This is a genomic window from Alphaproteobacteria bacterium (assembly GCA_023898725.1).
In the GTDB taxonomy this organism is placed as follows: Bacteria; Pseudomonadota; Alphaproteobacteria; order JAUHZC01; family JAUHZC01.
The window spans coordinates 506,216-523,224 of record CP060236.1 but is presented as its reverse complement, the minus strand read 5'-3'; the positions used below and the strand labels follow the sequence as shown (position 1 = coordinate 523,224).

Below are 17,009 nucleotides of genomic sequence, written 5' to 3'. Positions count from 1 at the left end.
CGTGGGGCGTACAGGTAGGTTTTCACCCAGCCACTTTTAGCCCCTCAAGAGGGACTTCTTGGGATAAATCCGGTAAATCCAGCGCTTTAATCAGGTTTCGTAACTCTTGGCGTGCCGCCACGTGTGAGGCGCTCAAAGGCTTATTGGCATCATGCATGTCCAACAATGTTAATCCTGACAGAAAAAGTTCACGAAAAATGACCCGCTCGGTGAATCCCTCTGCTACCCGAAAGCCAATGCGACCAGCAAGCGCTTCAAGCACCCGCGCCATTTCAATTTTATTCCGGGCTTGGATGTGCGACAGACGATTACGCAAAACAATCCAATCCATAACAGGCTGGTTTGAAGAAAGCCGCTGTTTCTTCTGATTCCACACTGCTTCAGCATAAGTACTGGGGCGCATCGAATCCCGTGCGCGATCTTTGTCATTGATCTCGATACGCACCAATAAATCCAAATCCACAAAACTATCATTCATAGGTGTGATGAGCGTATGAGCATGAGCATGAGAAAGACGCGACAGAAACGTATCATTTCCTGCCGTATCAATCACAATAAAATTATTTCCTGCAAGCATTTTTATTGTTTCGCTGAATCGGGCGCTTTCCTCCGACTCAGCATCTGCGCGTGCCGTTTGATCGCTGCGATGAATAGCAACATGTTCCGGCATAGGTAATGAAGGGTGATGGGCAAGAGCATGATTGCGTCGGTTATCAATATAGCGTGTAAGTGTTCCTTGACGAGCATCAACATCAATCGATCCAACTGTGTGTCCCTGCCGTAGTAATTGTACGATGATATGCATAGATATGGTGGATTTTCCGGTACCCCCCTTTTCATTTCCCAGTACAATTACATGCGGTTTACGTGGTGCCACTGATTTAATCCTGTTTATTGTATAGATTGAATCTATCTTTTATTTCGTTTCTTCGCAACCACTAGACATCCGCATTCATAGTTTTGCTCGATATTTGTGCTTCACTGCGGACTCAAGACGATGTTTTCCCACAAATCTTAGTGCACTGGTTGCCTGAATAGCCAGAGAAAGGAGAGCTGCGGTATAATTTTCGATACTATGAGCAAAGTACAATGTCTCATTTTTCCCTGATTGTGCGGGAATAAGAAGACCTTCGGGATGAGAGAACCCCCCAAAAAACATCCGGAGCAAAGGATCTTTATTCAATGCAACGATAGGATCCTTGGGATCATGTGCATGAATATAAGCACTCGCAAACTCTTTTGAGAACTGTTTGGCAGCGCGTGGACAAAGAATAGGCGGTGTTCCCGCAGTGCACACAAGAGGACGGGAAATAATCCCTCTTTTATAAAGGGCCCACGCAACAAGTTTTGCAACCCCCCCACCCATGCTATGCCCTGCAAACAAAGGAATAATTGTTTTTTCTTTTGTGGTTTTAAGGTCTTCCGCCAAAAGGGCAATAACAGATTCCGCCCGCACAACATAGCCACGATGTGCCCACCCATCAAAGTCAGGATCAGCAAGATACTTCCGCAAACTTTGTGTTGAAAATGAAATATTTGTCCAAGCATCGATCAGGCTTTCTTTGGGAGAACTAAGATCAAACCGACACCCACGAAAGGAAATAAGCTTGATTTCGTGGCTTTCTCCCACAGGACAGGTAACAATATGAGCACCCGTATCACAGGGGTCATGGGTCAAAAGCTTGATTGAAGCACCCATTTTCTCAAGTGACACTGTCGCAGAAAGACCCATTTCTCCTCCGTAGGGAAGATGCATAGCGCTTGTAGTAACTTGCGCAACAAAACTCGGTGTTACTACATGAAAAAGACCCTCAAATGTGTGTGTCGCCAGAAGCGCCGATGTAAGAATACTAAGAGCGTATAGCACTGCTGCTTTACGTGCTAAAAATAACTGTGTGAGTACCATAAATACCTGTTACTAAGGTTTTATATTCAGAAGAAAAGATAGCAAATGTATCGTTTTCAAAGTACCGTATTCATTTCAGGGGCGTTTACGAAAGAGAGCCACACTCGCAATACTCGCCAAAAAAGCAATTACAGCAATCAACAATGTAGCAACAGCATTAATTTTGGGTGTTACACCCGTACGAATTTGAGAAAAAACCTCAACGGACAGGGTTGTTGCTCCGGGTCCGGTAAGAAAGCTTGCGAGAATAACGTCATCCAGGGAAAGCGTAAAAGCCAATAACCACCCAGAAAGCAACGAGGAGGCAATAACAGGAAGGGTAATTTTCCAAAAAACAGTTGTGGGAGTTGCTCCAAGATCGAGAGCTGCCTCTTCAAGATGGGCATCCACCTCCAAGAGTCGACCCCGCACAATGATCAAGACATACGCCATACCGACTGTTGCATGCGCTGTAATGACAGTGTGCATGCCAAGGGCTTGGGGCCACCCCAACCAAGCGTTCATTTGCACAAAAAGCAAGACAAGCCCCAAACCCAAAATAATATCAGGCAACAACACAGGAACATTTACTAAAGAGGCGAATAAATCTCTCCCCTTAAATCGCCCAAAACGAACCAAAATAAAGGCACCCGTCGTTCCAAGAACAAGAGCAAGTGTCGCGCTTTGAAGGGCAATCCGCAGACTCACCCACAGCGCATCAAGAATGGAGCGATCCTGAAAAAGCGCATGATACCAAGTCAGTGAAAACCCTCCCCATACGCCAGGCGTGCGTGATTCACTAAAGGAAAAAATGATCACCATCGCAATCGGGAAGTACAAGAAAGCAAAACCCACCACTAGCATCAGCGTGTTTACAATACGACTGGTATGGGTCATCGCGCACTCCCTTCATCTGGCAGGTTTTCATACGGCTCTGTCTCTTTTGTAGTCAAGCGCTCTGCCAGAAATAAAGGGAAGAAAATAAGACACATCAGCACAATCGCAAGAGCCGATGCTTGGGGCCAATCAGAGCTACCAAAAAAGTTCATCCATAGGATTTTGCTTGTCATATACTCATCAATACCCCCAAGAAGCTCAGGAATGACATACTCTCCCATAACAGGGACAAAAACGATCAGACATCCCGCATAGACGCCGCGTAGGGAAAGTGGAAAGACAATCCTCCAAAAAGCCTTAAGGGGGCGACACCCGAGATCATAGGCGGCCTCAAGCAAAAGATAATCAATTTTGCATAAAGACACATAAAGAGGCAAAACCATAAAGGGCATATACGAATAAACAATCCCCAAGCACACCGCAAACAAGCTATTGTTTAGGTGAAGGGGTTCACGAATCATTCCCAACCAAAGAAGTGCATTGTTAATCGGCCCATGATCACCCAGGATACCAATCCAAGCATACACACGAATAAGAAAGGGTGTCCAAAAAGGAAGCATAACCCCTGTAATTAATAAAAATCGATAGCGTGGATCTGCGCGAGCTATTCCATAGGCAATAGGATAGCTGGCGAGTAAACAAAAAAATGTGGACAGCGTCGCTATTTTTAACGAACGGAGCAACGCCAAAGTATAGATAGGATCATTATAAAGGGTAAGATATTTGCTGATGTTAATTTGAATGACCAGGGTTTGACCAGACAACCAGCGTGCAAATCCTTTGATAGGGGGTACATCAAACCCTTCCTGCGTAAGACTAATTTCAAGTAGCGTCACCAAGGGAAGCAAAAGAAAAAGAAGAATCCACACAAAGGGGATAAGCATCAAAAGTTTTCGGTTAATGCGATATTTAGTCCAAAGGCGCTTCATGGTGCTCATCCTATTTGCTTAACCTGTGAGAATAATAGCACTGTGGTCATGCCAATGAAGGTATACTTCATCATTCCACGTAATGGGTCTTTCGGTTAAACGAACAAGATTAGGCTGTGTAGCAAGAACTGTTTTTCCAGAGGTCAGAAGGACATGATAAATTGAGATATCTCCTTGGTAGGCTATTTCTTTAACCGTCCCCTTGAGGTTATTATGTATCGGATCCGTGGTTTCTTTAGACATAAAGATTTTCTCCGGACGGATGGCAACACTTACATGAGCACCCGTAGGAATTGTTGCTGTATGGCTGACATAGAACTCTTGGGTAGAGTCATCACCCATCACCTTGACAAAGTCATGGCCATTTTCCGTTACGATTCCATCAAAAATGTTCATCCAACCAAAAAAATCGGCAACATAGCGTGAGTTTGGATACTCATAAATTTCATTGGGGGTGCCTACCTGGCGAATTTTTCCTTCTTCCATAATGCCCGCACGCGTCGACATCGTCATTGCTTCTTCTTGATCGTGGGTAACCATAATGAAAGTAACACCCACTTGTTCTTGAATGTTGACAAGTTCAAATTGGGTACTTTCACGCAGTTGGCGATCAAGTGCCGCCATTGGTTCATCCAGTAAAAGAAGCTTAGGGCGCTTCACAAGACTGCGCGCAAGAGCTACACGCTGCCGCTGTCCCCCAGAAAGTTGGTCTGGTTTACGGTGATGAAACCGATCCATATGGACAAGGCGAAGAGCGTCACGAACACGATCACTAATCTCGTCACGTGGGGTTCCCTCTTGCTTGAGTCCAAATGCAACATTTTGGGCAACGGTCATATGGGGAAAAAGCGCATATGATTGAAACATCATGTTCACGGGACGCTCAAAGGGCGGTCGGCGCGTTACATCCACACCATCAATATATATTTTTCCGGATGATGGCGTATCAAGGCCTGCCAAAATACGCAGAAGTGTTGTTTTCCCACATCCCGAGGGGCCAAGAAGAGAAAAAAACTCCTCCCGATAAATTGAAAGGGAGACATTGTTTAAAATAGGAAGCCCGTTAAAATCCTTTGAAACATCAACAATCTCAATATAAGGGCGGGCAGTTGGGTCTTGCCATGGTTCAAGTGTGTTTGGGCGTTGCATAGGAATACAATGAATAAATCTATTTATTAGCGAATTATTGATTCTAGCACAAGGGTTCTATCACTGTCTGGAAATAAGAGTGGAGTATAAAAAACCGAAGGCCGGGTACTTGCGTAACCGGCCAACAGTTTATTTTAGGGAGGCTATGTAAGAGAACTACCTCTCACAAGTGAGAACATACCCAATTTTTGCTGCACTCTTCAAGCGTTAATTTTTACTTATTAGTATGACTTATGAGCATGGGTAACCAAGGGCGGCGTTATTGCAGCCGTAGTCGTCGCGGATCTTTTGTAAACTTATTGTATATTCGTGCGTCAGCTGAATTATAAAGCGATTGATCTTCTGGTAAAATATAGGCACGCATAAGGATTACAAGTTCCGTTACTGTGCGTTGATCATCTTTCCCACGCAACACGTGGGAAAGCCCCGGAATAGGCGTGCGAGCATCAATGTTATCTGACCGCTCCTCCATAAGCCCTCCCAACACAACGACCTCTCCTGTGCGAATTTGAATGATTGAATCCATTTCACGCACCTGTACCTCCGGCACGGTTGAACTTCTTTGTCCTGACGTTAAAATCCCAACAGCAGGATCTTCGACTTCGTTGGTAATGCGGGTAATTGTGGGACGCAAACTCATCGTAATGCGCCCTGTTGAAATATCAACAGATGGCTGTACAGTCATAATAAGCCCCACAGGAATTGTGTGAACCTCACTGGATGCGCGTTCAATATCAGGGCGACTCAGCGAGCGAATTTCCCGTTGATAATTGACACGAAAGAAAACATGGTTAGTGGCCGCCTTTAAAACAGCCACATTATTATTCAAAACGGTTAGTCGGGGATTTGAAAGCGTACGGACAGTTCCAAACACATTAAGAAGCCTAACAAAGCCTGAAATATTACGCCCAAATCCCCCTAAAGAAAAAACATTCCGCGCCCCCAAAGGTCCTGGGGGGCGATATCCGCCGGGTTGGGCCAAATTACCCAGAGGAGCCCCCATAGCAACCTGCTTCTTGACGGAGTGCCAATCAATGCCCCCTTGAAATTTATCATTCAAATTAACCTCGATTATTTTCGCTTCAATAAGCACCTGAGCATTTGTCTGTTGGCGCAAAAGCGTTAAGTAGGAACTCACAAGATGATGTTGCTGATGACTCGCCGTAAGCGTTAAGATTCCAGCTTGCTTATGCACAGAATAGCGCACATCCCCTACATGGGAACCTTCGTGGGCTTTCCCCAGCGCTGATGTTTGCAAAAGTGATTGAAGGTTTGCGTCGAGTTCCTTCCAAAAATCAAGCGTGGTTTCTGCAGCTATTTTTGTACTTGATCCGCTTAAACCTCGAGAGGGTTGAGAGCCGGTGGTCACTTCGGATCCCCCATTGAATATATCCGTTCCGATGACCAGGGATGAGTCTTTATGGCGCCGAATGTTTAAAAATTGGACACTATATGTTTTGGTATAAGGAATATTAGGTAAAATATGCAAACAATCCCCTTCTATCTGGTAGGCAAGATTGGTGACCTGAGCGATCTTCGCCAGCAGCACCTCGGCCGTTTCACGATGGGAGTTAATAAAAATATCACCCACGAGGGGGGTATTACTTATAAGATTAATCTTTCCTACTGTAGCAATTTTGTGCACAAGTTCCTTCACGCCAATTTCCCCCGAAATTGTCATATCAAGGGGTTTTTTAAACGCGTCACCTATCGTATTCTTGGGAATTTTCGGAGGCACAAAGGAGGGCGCATCATCAAAAAGGGGATCCGTCAAAGAGGACTCATATGAATCTTGAGAAGATCGAAGACTAGGATCGTGATAGTCTGTGTGTGCGCATCCTGAAAAAGACAAGGTTAGAAACAACAATACCAATGGTAATTTTTTTAAAACACATTTTATCATGTGTAATTTTCTTTAAAATCATTCGATACTTGTATCACTTCGCCAGGATTTGACAATTAAAAAAATGAAGATGCCTCGTTGACAAGCAACACGATATTACACAAAAATTATCGCAAGAGCCATAAGAGTGTCTTCAATGGATCTGTCTCAATCATCCAACGTTTAACCTCGTGCAACACAGCACATGAAAGACAAATACCCTGTATAGACAGGCATTCTTTAGAAATACATGAATTTTTAACCGTCTTCTTTCATACTTGAAGAAGACCATCACATCTGTGACACATGCCGAACACCCCATGCGACGCTATTATAATAACAAACCTTGATACTCTTCCTGGGTTCAGAATCGACACGCACTATGGACTGGTTGTGGGAAGCATCGTCGAGACACGCCATCTTGTATCACACTTGCAAGCTCTTTGGCACAAAATATGGGGTGGGGAAGTCCATGGGTACTCAAAACTTCTTGAGGATGTCCACACCGAAGCCCTCCAGAGACTCAAAGAAAAAGCCCATTACGCAGGAGCTAATGCTGTGCTGAATATTCGATTTGCCACCTCCGAAATTGGGGATGGCGCTGCCGAACTTATTGCCTATGGAACGGCCGTAAGGGTAATTGCAGATGCTTGAGAGTGGACTCGTTATTCTTAGTATAATTTTTATTGCTGTCTGGGCCCGACATCTTGAGAGGCAGCATTATGTAGATATTCAGACCCGGGAAATTCTTTATGCTAATATTCCCGTTATGACTACCTCTCTGAAAAAACAGAGGGTTTTTGTAAGTCGCACCAAACTTGTCATTAGTAGTATTTCTATTGCTGACGATTTGTTTAAGTATGTACTATCAATTCTTCGCGGTATGTTTGGGGGACGCGTTGCCTCATACGAACTTATACTCGATCGCGCACGCCGAGAAAGCATTCTGCGCTTAAAAGAACAATGCCCTGACGCGGATGCACTGATCAATGTTCACTTTTGCACCAGTAAGGTTGGGAGACGGATTGTAGAGATCGTTACTTATGGTACTGCCGTATATTGGCAGGAAAAGGGCGCGCATGGCGATCATCTTTAAGCCTTCCCTTTTTCATGATTTTAATCCTAATATTCGTATCAAAGGATATTATCGCACATTTTTTATCCTTATTATTCCCGCTCTTATCATTGCTTGGATTATTTATGGTGTCATGGGGATCATCCTTGATAGCGTTGTTGAGAATATTACACCGGCCCAAGAGCAATGGTTATGGCAGCAGATACGTATTCCCCTCAAGATTGAAGAACACAGCTATAAGGTCAAAAAGAAACTAACCCATCACATCCAGCGTGTTTTTCGCAAAATTCCCATAGACGTTCTACCGTATCATTATGATTACAAAGTCTATGTTGTGAAGGATGATGAGGCAAATGCTTTCGCGGCCCCCGGTGGCAACATTATCGTGACAGATTCTTTGATGAAGGAAATTAATAATGAGGATGTTTTATTATTTGTTTTATGCCATGAGCTGGGACATTTCCAAAATCGTGATCACCTCAAACAATATGGTCGCAATCTTGTCCTTACACAGGTCGTAAAATGGATTTTTGGCGCTGGAATTGGAGCTCTGGTTGCACGTTCTGCCCTCATTTATCGCCACGATTATTCACGACAAGAAGAGTACGCAGCTGACAGATGGGGGGCCTATCTGTTATACAAAACAAAAAAAAATCTTAATGGTGCGCTTCAATTTATGGAGTGGGCCTCTCATGTGGACGAGACTCCCCTCTGGCAGGAGTTTTTTTCCACACACCCCAGCTCACACAACCGCACTAAACGAATAATCGAAATGCTTCCAGGTCCCGTAAAAATGCCCCGACACCCACTCATCCACTTCGGTCAACACACTGTCCACGTGGGAAAAAAAATACTCGCAAACGGCCGAGTGCGCACACCACACGCGCGCGCGCCCAAAACCCAATAGTGCCTCGTTCTTCTTGTGCACCGCCAAAACCCAATAAGCATTTTATCAGTCGTAACAATTAACCGATTGGTAATACTTATTCCTTAGTATGCATGAACGCTAACGGTGGCATCCATATAGTGATTTTATCATAATGAGGATACCACCGGGTAGCGCCCATTTCATACTTTTCATGGACATCCAGATAATTTTTAGGAAACAAGGCTTGTTATAGATGTTTTGTGTAGACCCCATAAAGGTTTTCACGTAAATTAAAAAAATTACGATAATATTATCACCAAAAAATACAGGCTCGTTCACATGTTTCGCAAAATTATTAACTGGCTTTCTGCCGATATGGCCATTGATCTTGGAACCGCTAATACCCTTGTTTATGTAAAAGGCAGAGGGATTGTTTTGAATGAACCGTCTGTGGTAGCTATTGCAACAATAAAAGGCCGCAAGCAAGTTCTTGCTGTTGGCGAAGAGGCCAAACTCATGGTGGGCCGCACACCTGGAAATATTCAAGCAATCCGTCCCTTACGTGAGGGTGTCATCGCTGATTTTGAAGTTGCCGAAGAAATGATTAAGCACTTTATCCATAAGGTACACAATCGCCGTAGTTTTGTCAGTCCTCAAATCGTCATTTGTGTGCCCTCAGGGGCGACTGCTGTGGAGCGGCGCGCTATCCAAGAATCAGCAGAAAGCGCGGGTGCTGGAAAAGTATATCTTATTGAAGAACCCATGGCGGCGGCTATTGGGGCAGGTCTTCCCGTTACAGAACCGACCGGGTCAATCGTTGTTGATATCGGAGGCGGAACAACAGAAGTAGCTGTCCTCTCATTGGGCGGCATCGTGTATGCACGCTCTGTGCGCGTAGGCGGAGACACCATGGACGAAGCCATTATTAATTACATTCGCCGTCATCACAACCTTCTTATTGGTGAAAGCACAGCAGAGCGCGTAAAAAAAGAAATTGGATCAGCATTACTAACAAAGGACAAGGATGGACCTCAAGTGCGCATCAAAGGGCGTGATCTTTTAAATGGGATCCCCAAAGAAATTATCATCTCTCAACAACATGTGGCTGAAAGCCTGATCGAGCCTATTACGGCCATCATCGAGGGCGTAAAAATTGCACTTGAGCATACACCTCCTGAACTGTCTGCCGATATCGTGGATAAAGGTATTGTTCTTACAGGTGGTGGATCATTACTAAACAACCTCGATGTTGTTCTGCGAAATGCAACAGGTCTTCCTGTTTCTATTGCTGATGATCCTCTTTCTTGCGTTGCTTTAGGGACAGGTAAGGCCCTTGAAGAAATGAGAACGCTGAAAAATGTTCTCATTAGTATGTATTAAAAAGACTACTGAGGTGATCAAAAACCTTAAAGTGGTGAACGTGTATGGCCACAAATGATAGTGTGGTAAGTCCTGAGGATGAAAAATAAAAATTTATGCGCATGGGGCTGAACAAACATCATCACACAACAACAACATTTCGGCCTGTTGTTCTTATTCTCACAAGTTTTGTTCTTATTTTTCTCGAAAAAAATAACCCTGCTATTTTAGCGAATTTTCGGACGCATCTTTTTCGTACCACCCTTCCCGTTCTGAATTTTTTATACGCACCCCTTAGCTACCTATCGGGCGTCCCCACTCGCTTGCATGAGTACCTTAATCTGCAAGAAAGCTTAAAGATACTAAAAGAGAGAAACAAAGCACTGCGCAAAGAAAATATTCACTTGCAGGCACAGCAGGTGGAATACAAACTGCTTGCCAAAAAATTGCGTTACCGGCCTCACGGAATCAAGCTACGCTATACGGGGCGCGTTGTTTTTACAACAGGTCAGCCCTATCAACATAGCATGATTATCAGGGGGGGAACTGTGAATAACATTCGCAAAAACTCTTCCGTTATATACCGCGACCACCTTGTGGGCCGGGTTCTTAGTAGCACACTCTCCTCTTCTCATGTTTTGCTTATTCACGATACCATCAGCCGTATTCCCGTTGTCACAGAAAAAACAACCATTCAAGGAATCATAAGGGGAACAGGAAATCGGGACCTTAAACTCACACATGTTCTTAATGCCCACAAACTGCTCATCGGGGAGAAACTTTACACCACAGGAAAAGGGGGCATTTTTGCCCCGAATATTCTTGTAGGAAAAATCGCACGTATTGTGAAAAATGAGGTTTTTGTTAAAACCCCTGTTCGCAAAGATATGCTTGATTTTGTCTTTGTCGTTGATCCCCCTCTCGCACCACAGGAAAAGAAACATATCGATGAAAAATTATAGTTATCGCTCATCATTGGAAAATATTTTGGGAGGCGTTGGTGAACGAATCCAGCGCACGTTTCCAAGCCTTTTCCTTGTTCTTCTAGGAGCAATATATTGTATGGTTCCCCCTACCCTTATTGGACTTTGGCCTAATCTTTTTCTTCCAGCTTTTTATTTCTGGATTATTTTTATCCCTGAGCGGATTTCATTTTCTCTTGTTATGGCCATCAGTCTTGTACACGATATCTATACAGGACTGCCACTCGGGTTTCATGGCTTTATTTACGGAGTTTTTCATCTCATTGTAAGCTGGCGAGCACGCAAACTTTTGGAAAGCACGCTAATCCCTTTGTGGATTGCTTTTGGGGTTTTTGTTTTCTGTGTCGTTGGAGTAGGCCAGCTTATCGTAATGCTTTTTGAACGTGGGACGAGCAACTTTCTTGAGGTACAGTTCCATACCCTCATTACATTTGTTGTTGCACCTTTTGTTTATCTCGCGATTAATCCTCTTCTTCATAAAATGAAACTATGAATAATAAGCAGGACTCCCATCATCTGTTAACCCGTCGAATGGCTCTGGTAGGGGCAGGGAAAATTGCTCTTTTTGCTACTCTTTTAGCACGACTTTTTCATTTACAAGTTATCCAAAGGCAGCACTACAGAAACCTTGCTGAAGGAAATCGTATTAAAATAACCCCCCTCACACCCGTACGGGGAGAAATTTTTGATCGCCAAGGCAAAAGCCTTGCCTCAAATCGCCCAACCTACTTTCTGCAGATTCTTCCCGAAGATGTCCCCTCACTTACTGAGGCGCTTGCCCTCATCACGTCCCTTACATCCCTTCGATTTCCAGACTATGCTATCATCCAAAAGCGCGTGCGATCCTCACCGAAATTTCTGCCTGTTACCATTAGTGAAGATCTGAGTTGGAGTGACGTATGTGCAATTGAGGTTAATCTTCACCGCTTGCCAGGGTTTTCTGTTGAGGCCGGGCATCTTCGAAGCTATCCCTATGATAAAATTTTTTCTCATGTCATTGGTCATGTGCATTTACTTGCCGATGGGCAAAAATCCCATGCTCGTTTTCGTAAAATACCCAATCTCCACGTAGGGAAAACAGGTATTGAGAAACAGCGTGATGATGAACTACTCGGTACCCCCGGTATTCGTGAAACCGAGGTTAACGCGCACCGGCGAGAAATTCGCGACCTATCCCTCAAGCCAAGCATCCCAGGAGAATCGCTGATATTAACTCTTAATAGGGATCTGCAAGTTTTTGTGTATGAGAAACTCCAGAGCCATCAAAGTGGTTCCTGCGTTGTCATTGATGTTACAAACGGAGACATCCTTGCCCTTGTATCAGCACCTGGATTTGATCCAAATGTTTTTAGCACAGGAATAAGCACCCCTCATTGGAAGGAACTTCTTTCCAACCCCGCGAAGCCTCTTATGGATAAAGTGATGTCTGGGCTTTATCCACCGGGATCCATTTTTAAATTTGCGGTGGCGCTGGCAGCACTTGAAGATGGCATTAAAGATCTACACGTATCGTGCACAGGGAAATTTTCTTACGGATCGCACATATTTCACTGCTGGAAAAAAACCGGACATGGCTTGGTTGATTATGAAAAAGCCCTGCAGCATTCCTGTGATACTTTTTTTTACGTCCTCGCGCAAAAACTGGGGCACCAAAAAATATATAATGCTGCTCATAAATTAGGATTTGGCAGCAAAAGTGGGCTTGATTTTCCTAACGAAAAAAGTGGGCTTCTCCCAACACCTGCGTGGAAGCGTGCAACTTACCATCAACCGTGGACTGGTGGTGATACCATCAACATGTCTATTGGCCAAGGATATCTCCAAGCCACACCGATTCAGCTCGCCCTTACAATGGCACGTCTTTCCTCTGGGAAAAACATCACAGCACGTCTTTACAAAACACCCGATGCCCCCGCACCACCTCCACTCAATGCCCAACCAGAGCATCTTTCTCTTATTCGCAAAGGTCTTTGGTTATCTGTAAGTGATTGGGGGACGGGATGGCGTTTGGGACAAAAATTTGGCTCAACCGATGTGTTTGCAAAAACAAGCACCGCACAAGTGAAACGCATTACCCAAAAAGAGCGTGATGAAGGTATAAAAAATGCCGACCTTCCCTGGGAACTGCGTGACCATGCCATGATTGTAGCGGCGGCTCCGTATAGTAACCCTCGCTTTGCTATGGCAGTCGTGATTGACCACGGGGGGGGTGGTGGATCGGTGGCGGCTCCGTTTGCGGGAGAGGTTTTGCGAAAAATTATCACACTGACAAACACAACCCCATAAAAGAACAGGCAAAAGAAATAGAAGACGAAAATCATGATCAACTGGTTTATTTCACGCACACACCAACGAAAAATACGCAGCATTAACCCATGGATTGTGGGACTTCTTACTCTCATTGCATGTATTGGATTTGCTATTTTATACTCCGCAGGAGGAGGGCACCTGAAACCCTGGGCAAGCCGCCAGATTGTCCGCTTTGGTGTAGGACTAAGTATGATGATCGCTATTGCACTTGTGGATATTCGGTTTTGGTTTCGCAATGCCTATCTTATGTATTTTTGGGTTTTAGGGCTTCTCATCGTGGTTGAGCTTTTTGGCCTTGTTGGCATGGGGGCACAACGATGGATTAACCTGTACTTTTTTCACCTTCAACCTTCTGAGTTAATGAAAATTTCTCTTGTGGTTGCGCTGGCCCGGTATTTTTATGGGCTTTCTATATACGACACACAAAAGCTTACATCATTAATGCCTGCCTTTGCACTTGTCTTTATCCCGGCTCTGTTCATTCTCAAGCAGCCTGATTTAGGAACTGCCCTTGTTCTCATTATGGTTGGTTGTACGTTGATTTATTACTCTGGTCTTCCTAACTGGATTATTGGTATGGCAAGCACGCTTGTTTTAGCCGCCATGCCTCTTATGTGGAACCGTATGCATGGTTATCAAAAAAATCGTGTCCTTACTTTTCTTGACCCGGGGCGCGATCCCCTGGGGGCAGGATACCATCAGCTGCAGTCAAAAATTGCCCTTGGGTCTGGGGGAATTTTTGGTAAAGGTTTTCTTGAGGGCACCCAAAGCCACTTAAACTTTTTACCCGAAAAACAAACAGACTTTGTTTTCACAATGTACTCAGAGGAGTTTGGTTTTATTGGGGGCGTTTTTCTTCTCATTTTATATGCAATTTTAATTGCTTACGGGTATACCGTTTCCACACAATGCCGGAATCGGTTTGGTTCACTTCTTGCAGCAGGTATTAGTACAATTCTTTTCATTTACGTTATTGTGAACGTCGGGATGGTTGCGGGACTTTTGCCTGTGGTGGGTGTACCACTGCCTCTTGTATCATATGGGGGAACATCCATGATCACAGTCTTGATGGGTATGGGCTTTATTATAAGTGTCGACATTCACAAAAACAGGCTGAGTACTTTTTAGAATTAAACGTTCCTCTATGATAATGTTAGTGACAAAATGATTTGTTGGTCTTCGGGCATAAGACCCGAAACAACAATGTCACCTCCCGCCCAGCGGATGGTCTTATACAACAGGTGAAAATAGGGGCGTTCACGGTGAGAAAAATCCTGATCTGTAGCAAATTCATCTGATACAGGCATCATAAAAATTTTCCGTAAGCGCTCATTGGACGGAAAGCGCACCACCAAGACCCCCCGGTTTTTGATAGATTTTGTTGTAAATTGTAGCACTGATTTGGGGGGGATTTGTTGAATAATTGTTGTAAATAAATGCAAAAATGCCTGCCGCAAGCGCGTCTCATCAAGGCTTACAATGATTGGTTTTTTCTGTAAATCAGAAAAAATTTCAAGGTTATGTGTGACAAAAACATCGTGAATGCTTAAGAGAAAATCACGGACAAAAATCCCTAAGTCAACCTTGCGTGGGACAGGAGGGGAATTTTCAAGATCATCATCGGACAACCCGCGCAAATCACTGACTAAAGAATTCAATCGCTGTGCTGTCGCACGTATGTGTGTAATTGGTTCCAGGGAAGTTTCCGGAGCATTCGCCAGTGTTTTCATCAAGATTTCTCCATACCCCTGTAACCGCCGCAAGGGGCGCTCAAAGAGATAGCAGATATTCTCAATAAACTCTGTTTTTATGCGGTTATTCACAACCAATGCATTATTATGATCTTTCAGTACTTTTTCGACTCTTAGGCGATCCGTAATGTCAATCACAGAAAATAAATGCGCTCCATTGATTAGGGGAAGATACCGAAAATTCAAGGTTTTCCCTGTTTTCATATCCAACGTAACAGAGCGCGGAGTACGCTCATTCACAGCACGTAACACCCGCTCTTTATAGTCTTTCCAAGATTCCGAGAGGATAATTTGATTTTTATTGACATCCATTGCCTCAGAGAGTGTCATTCCAGACTTTAAATATTCATCGTCAATACTATTAATACTCAAAAATTCTTCATTAATAATCTGAAGTTTATGATCACAGCCAAACACAGCAACACCTTCATGCAGGGCATTAAGTGTTTCTTTTTGAACGGCTATTTGCGTATTGTACTTCTGTTCAAGCTCAAGGGAGTTGGTGACATCCTCAAACACATAAAAAAGGCCACCCAGTGGGTGGGGTGCTGTAATAACACGTAATGTTCTGCCATCGGGCAAATATGTCAACTCCTGCAAAGGTGAAATTAAGGCGGTAAACTGCTGATAGAGGCGTTTCTTGTACTCGGGAAAGTTCATACTTTCTTGAACCAACTCACGACTCCGCAAGTTTTCAAGCACTTCACCGAGACTTGGACAGGCGTGCAAAAAACTTTCATCAAACTCAAACATACGTGAATAGGCATGATTGAAAAAAACGAGGCGCTTATCTGGGCCATAAATCGTAATACCAATACTAAGATTTTCAAGCACCTGGCGATGGGCTTGGCGATGGCGGATGAGCTCCTTTTTTCCTTCCTCAAGCTGAGTCAACTCTGTGGCAAACCCTACACGCTCGTTATCCACATTGACTTCGTGCATTTCAAGAAGTGCGCGTCTCCCATCAACAACAACGTGACGGCGATTGACCATGCGCCCTGGTACAGTCACAGACTCAACTCGAGAAGGCATAATGTCAAACTCTGACCACAAGCTTTTCTCACGCGCGCTTTCCCCGCCCACATGAGACATATCATCCATTTCACCATAAGCAGCGTTATGGAATGTTAGGTTGCCATCGGCTGTGCGGTACCAAATAGGATAAGGTAAAGCATCCAAAATAGCACGATAGCGCTGTCGCTCTTCGAGTAAACTAGCAATTCGTTTATTTGCATTGGCCTGATCAATAATTTCAGACGTTATATCTGTAACCCAAATCACAGCAGTCACCCCATCAAGTGGGCGTAAGGAAAGCTCAAACTTGCGGCCCTTGGAAGAACTGTCAACCCGTTCATTATAGGATCGCTGGCTTGCACGAAACTGCGCAAAGAGTTCCGTGAGGGTATCTCTACTCTCCTCACCAAAGAGAAGAACAGCCTCGCTCATACTGAGGGCTTCTTCACTATCACTTCCTGTAATCGATTGCATTCCCCCACTAATGATGAAGGTTTCATCTTCAAGATTCCATATAATCCAAGAGGCTTCGCTATGATCGATCAAAGATCCTAGATACGCAGTTTTTTTTTCTAAATCATCTTTTTTTTGACGCACAGATCTCAACACAGAAGACTGCCACACCAATAGGCCTAAAATAAAATAAAGAAAAATATTAAAAACAAGATCCAGGCTAAAGCCACCACTAAAGGTGAATAAGTCTTCCATGCAATCCCATACCTCTTGTTATGAAATTTAGTATAGAATTACCTATCATCCAATGCAATGGATACCATCACTTCGATGATATTGTTCTACGTGTAGCACATACACTTGTGCTGCCAGCCATCGCTACCAGGTGCTATGGGCATGATATCTACTTATAGCAACAAGGGGGAGGAACTACACACATATTGTGTGTGGGCAG

The 17,009-nt window shown here is 44.1% G+C and carries 15 protein-coding genes; 8 read left to right on the top strand and 7 right to left on the bottom strand.

Annotated features, from left to right (window positions below):
• Nucleotides 1-22 precede the first annotated feature (22 nt).
• The 6 genes from H6849_02310 to H6849_02285 form a co-directional block, all read right to left on the bottom strand.
• Nucleotides 23-877 (bottom strand): ATPase, encoded by an 855-nt coding sequence (locus H6849_02310; GenBank protein ID USO01852.1) that lies wholly within the window; start codon nucleotides 875-877, stop codon nucleotides 23-25.
• Between the two features lie 75 nt (nucleotides 878-952).
• Nucleotides 953-1,906 carry a hypothetical protein gene (locus tag H6849_02305; protein USO01851.1) on the bottom strand — a complete coding sequence of 318 codons (954 nt, stop codon included), beginning with the start codon at nucleotides 1,904-1,906 and terminating at the stop codon, nucleotides 953-955.
• A 75-nt stretch (nucleotides 1,907-1,981) separates the two neighbouring features.
• Entirely contained in the window at nucleotides 1,982-2,782 is an 801-nt protein-coding gene (locus H6849_02300; GenBank protein ID USO01850.1) for an ABC transporter permease subunit, read from the bottom strand.
• Nucleotides 2,779-3,711 (bottom strand): ABC transporter permease subunit, encoded by a 933-nt coding sequence (locus tag H6849_02295; protein ID USO01849.1) that lies wholly within the window; start codon nucleotides 3,709-3,711, stop codon nucleotides 2,779-2,781. Before H6849_02295 ends, H6849_02300 begins: the two co-directional genes overlap by 4 nt.
• Before the next feature lie 18 nt (nucleotides 3,712-3,729).
• Entirely contained in the window at nucleotides 3,730-4,860 is a 1,131-nt protein-coding gene (locus H6849_02290) for an ABC transporter ATP-binding protein (protein ID USO01848.1), read from the bottom strand.
• Between the two features lie 259 nt (nucleotides 4,861-5,119).
• On the bottom strand, nucleotides 5,120-6,763 hold the full coding sequence (locus H6849_02285) for a secretin N-terminal domain-containing protein (GenBank protein USO01847.1): 1,644 nt from the start codon (nucleotides 6,761-6,763) through the stop codon (nucleotides 5,120-5,122).
• Between the two features lie 309 nt (nucleotides 6,764-7,072).
• On the opposite strand from H6849_02285, the gene H6849_02280 reads away from it, so the two are divergent.
• The 8 genes from H6849_02280 (at nucleotide 7,073) to rodA (ending at nucleotide 14,465) form a co-directional block, all read left to right on the top strand.
• The gene (locus tag H6849_02280) at nucleotides 7,073-7,396 is read left to right on the top strand and encodes a YbjQ family protein (GenBank protein USO01906.1); all 324 of its coding nucleotides are present in this window, start codon (nucleotides 7,073-7,075) and stop codon (nucleotides 7,394-7,396) included.
• A complete protein-coding gene (locus tag H6849_02275) occupies nucleotides 7,389-7,838 on the top strand; it encodes a heavy metal-binding domain-containing protein (GenBank protein ID USO01846.1) in 450 nt (149 codons plus the stop codon). The genes H6849_02280 and H6849_02275 overlap by 8 nt, the downstream gene beginning before the upstream one ends.
• Nucleotides 7,822-8,724, top strand: a complete 903-nt coding sequence (locus H6849_02270) for a M48 family metallopeptidase (GenBank protein USO01845.1) — start codon at nucleotides 7,822-7,824, stop codon at nucleotides 8,722-8,724. The genes H6849_02275 and H6849_02270 overlap by 17 nt, the downstream gene beginning before the upstream one ends.
• Nucleotides 8,725-9,024: 300 nt before the next feature.
• The gene (locus H6849_02265; protein USO01844.1) at nucleotides 9,025-10,065 is read left to right on the top strand and encodes a rod shape-determining protein; all 1,041 of its coding nucleotides are present in this window, start codon (nucleotides 9,025-9,027) and stop codon (nucleotides 10,063-10,065) included.
• Between the two features lie 101 nt (nucleotides 10,066-10,166).
• Nucleotides 10,167-11,006 (top strand): rod shape-determining protein MreC, encoded by an 840-nt coding sequence (locus tag H6849_02260; GenBank protein ID USO01843.1) that lies wholly within the window; start codon nucleotides 10,167-10,169, stop codon nucleotides 11,004-11,006.
• The gene (locus H6849_02255) at nucleotides 10,993-11,520 is read left to right on the top strand and encodes a hypothetical protein (GenBank protein ID USO01842.1); all 528 of its coding nucleotides are present in this window, start codon (nucleotides 10,993-10,995) and stop codon (nucleotides 11,518-11,520) included. The genes H6849_02260 and H6849_02255 overlap by 14 nt, the downstream gene beginning before the upstream one ends.
• Nucleotides 11,517-13,313, top strand: a complete 1,797-nt coding sequence (gene mrdA, locus H6849_02250) for a penicillin-binding protein 2 (GenBank protein USO01841.1) — start codon at nucleotides 11,517-11,519, stop codon at nucleotides 13,311-13,313. The genes H6849_02255 and mrdA overlap by 4 nt, the downstream gene beginning before the upstream one ends.
• Nucleotides 13,314-13,346: 33 nt before the next feature.
• Nucleotides 13,347-14,465: a rod shape-determining protein RodA gene (gene rodA / locus H6849_02245; GenBank protein USO01840.1), complete on the top strand. Its 1,119-nt coding sequence runs from the start codon at nucleotides 13,347-13,349 to the stop codon at nucleotides 14,463-14,465.
• A gap of 14 nt (nucleotides 14,466-14,479) precedes the next feature.
• Here rodA and H6849_02240 read toward each other — a convergent pair whose 3' ends face one another.
• Nucleotides 14,480-16,810, bottom strand: a complete 2,331-nt coding sequence (locus tag H6849_02240; GenBank protein USO01839.1) for a PAS-domain containing protein — start codon at nucleotides 16,808-16,810, stop codon at nucleotides 14,480-14,482.
• Between the last annotated feature and the right edge of the window lie 199 nt (nucleotides 16,811-17,009).